The sequence below is a fragment of the Pseudoduganella sp. RAF53_2 genome, from assembly GCF_052113985.1.
Taxonomy (GTDB): domain Bacteria; phylum Pseudomonadota; class Gammaproteobacteria; order Burkholderiales; family Burkholderiaceae_D; genus Rugamonas.
Window position 1 is genome coordinate 1 of sequence record NZ_JBFRDW010000868.1, and the last position, 1,939, is coordinate 1,939.

At 57.5% G+C, this 1,939-nt stretch carries 2 protein-coding genes and 1 pseudogene; 1 reads left to right on the forward strand and 2 read right to left on the reverse strand.

Annotated elements, in window-relative coordinates; translation table 11 throughout:
- Nucleotides 1–447: cbb3-type cytochrome c oxidase subunit I (locus tag AB4Z11_RS30475; protein WP_442029745.1), on the reverse strand; the 447-nt coding region annotated here is incomplete at its 3' end.
- A gap of 2 nt (nt 448–449) precedes the next feature.
- The gene (gene cyoA, locus AB4Z11_RS30480) at nt 450–1,463 is read right to left on the reverse strand and encodes a ubiquinol oxidase subunit II (RefSeq protein WP_442029747.1); all 1,014 of its coding nucleotides are present in this window, start codon (nt 1,461–1,463) and stop codon (nt 450–452) included.
- 285 nt (nt 1,464–1,748) lie between these two features.
- On the opposite strand from cyoA, the pseudogene AB4Z11_RS30485 reads away from it, so the two are divergent.
- Nucleotides 1,749–1,939 (forward strand): annotated as a pseudogene (locus AB4Z11_RS30485) (MFS transporter); the annotation flags it as partial.

Genomic DNA, 1,939 nt, shown 5'->3' on the forward strand with positions numbered 1-1,939 from the left:
CGGGAATGCCACGTCGCGCGCGCCGATCTGCAGCGGCACCACGTAGTTCATCAGGCCCGTCACCAGCGGCATCGCGACGAAGAAGATCATGATCACGCCGTGGGCGGTGAAGATCTGGTCGTAGTGGTGCGGTGGCAGGAAGCCATGGGCGTCGCCGAAGGACAGCGCCTGCTGGGCGCGCATCATCACCGCGTCGGCAAAGCCGCGCAGCAGCATGATCAGGCCGAAGATCATGTACATGATGCCGATCTTCTTGTGGTCGATACTGGTGATCCAGTCGCGCCACAGGGTGCCCCACAGCTGATACTTGGTGATCAGGCCGAGGACGGCCGCGCCGCCCAGGGCAACGGCGATAAAGGTAACCAGGAGGATAGGTTCATGGAACGGAATCGCTTCCCAGCTCAGCCGTCCGAAGATCAGCTGTGAAAGAGTCATATGGTCTTGCATGATTAATTCTTCTTCGCTTCAGGGGTGATGCACACTTCGCCGTTCGAAGCCACGGTCATGCGCTTTTCGCTGCGTGCGGCGGCCAGTTCGGCGGTCGAGGCGCCGCGGGCGCGGGCTGCGTCTTCGGCCATCATGTCCTTGATGCAGGTGGCGTTGCGGTCCACGCATCGGTTGACGATGGCGTCGTACAGGTCCGCATCGACGGAGGCGTAGTGGCGTACCGGCTCTTTGATGCTTGGCTTTTCCAGCACGGTGTAGTTGGCACGGTCCAGCTTATCGCCGCTGGCCTTGTTGTCCTGCACCCACTTGTCAAAGTCCGCCTGGGTCATGCCGTGGAACTTGAAGCGCATGTCGGAGAAACCGGCGCCGCTGTAGTTCGACGAGAAGCCTTCGTATTCGCCCGGCTTGTTGATCACTGCGTTCAGCTGGGTTTCCATACCCGCCATGGCGTAGATCTGGCCAGCCAGTGCAGGAATATAGAAAGCGTTCATCACGGTGGACGAGGTGATCTTGAAGCGCACCGGCACGTCCACAGGTGCGGCCAGCTCGTTCACGGTCGCAATGCCCTGGTCCGGATAAATGAAGAGCCATTTCCAGTCCAGCGCCACCACTTGCACTTCCAGCGGCTTGACCGAAGTCGACACGGCGCGCTGCGCATCAATGCGCTGCAGAGGGCGGTATGGGTCCAGGGTGTGGGTGCTAATCCAGGTCAGCAGGCCCAGCACGATGATGATCAGCAGAGGCGCGCCCCAGATGATCAGTTCCAGACGGGTCGAGTGATCCCAATCCGGCTCATATTTGGCGGTTTTGTTACTCTGACGATAACGCCAGGCGAACAAAATGGTCAGGGCGATAACAGGAACGATGATCAGCAGCATCAGCAGCGTGGACACCGTAACCAGGTGACTTTGCTGCGCCGCGACATCTCCAGACGGGTTCATCACCACGGTATTGCAGCCCGCAAGCGCAATCAGTGGTGTAGCGAACAGTCCACGACGAACGAGTGAAGATAACATGCGATAAAGGCTATGTAGATTGAGAGAAACATCGCACTGTAACTCTCCCGCCTTCATTTGGACATTGGACACTTTGTCCTCCCTGTCGCGCTGCACCAATCATTCGTTGAGAAAAAAGTAAGGTTTACGCGCGATAAAGGACTGTACAGAGCGAGCAAAACCTGCCAATGTAGTTCCAACGTCTCGTTTTGGACATTGGACACTTTGTCCTACCCCGTGTCCAAGGCCAGGACTGGACGTGAAGACAAAGATATAACTAAGAAGTGAGACAAAGATATGGCCAGCATGCATACGACCCATGGCGGCGATGTGCCGCACGACTTCCCGCAACGCGACAGCGCAGACGATGCGCGCCGTCTCAATACAGATAACAACCCGATTTCCCCAGGAGACATAGCGGTAGGCGTTGTGATCGGACGCGCGTCCGAATATTTCGATTTCTTCGTGTATGCCATAGCCTCGGTACTGGTATTCCC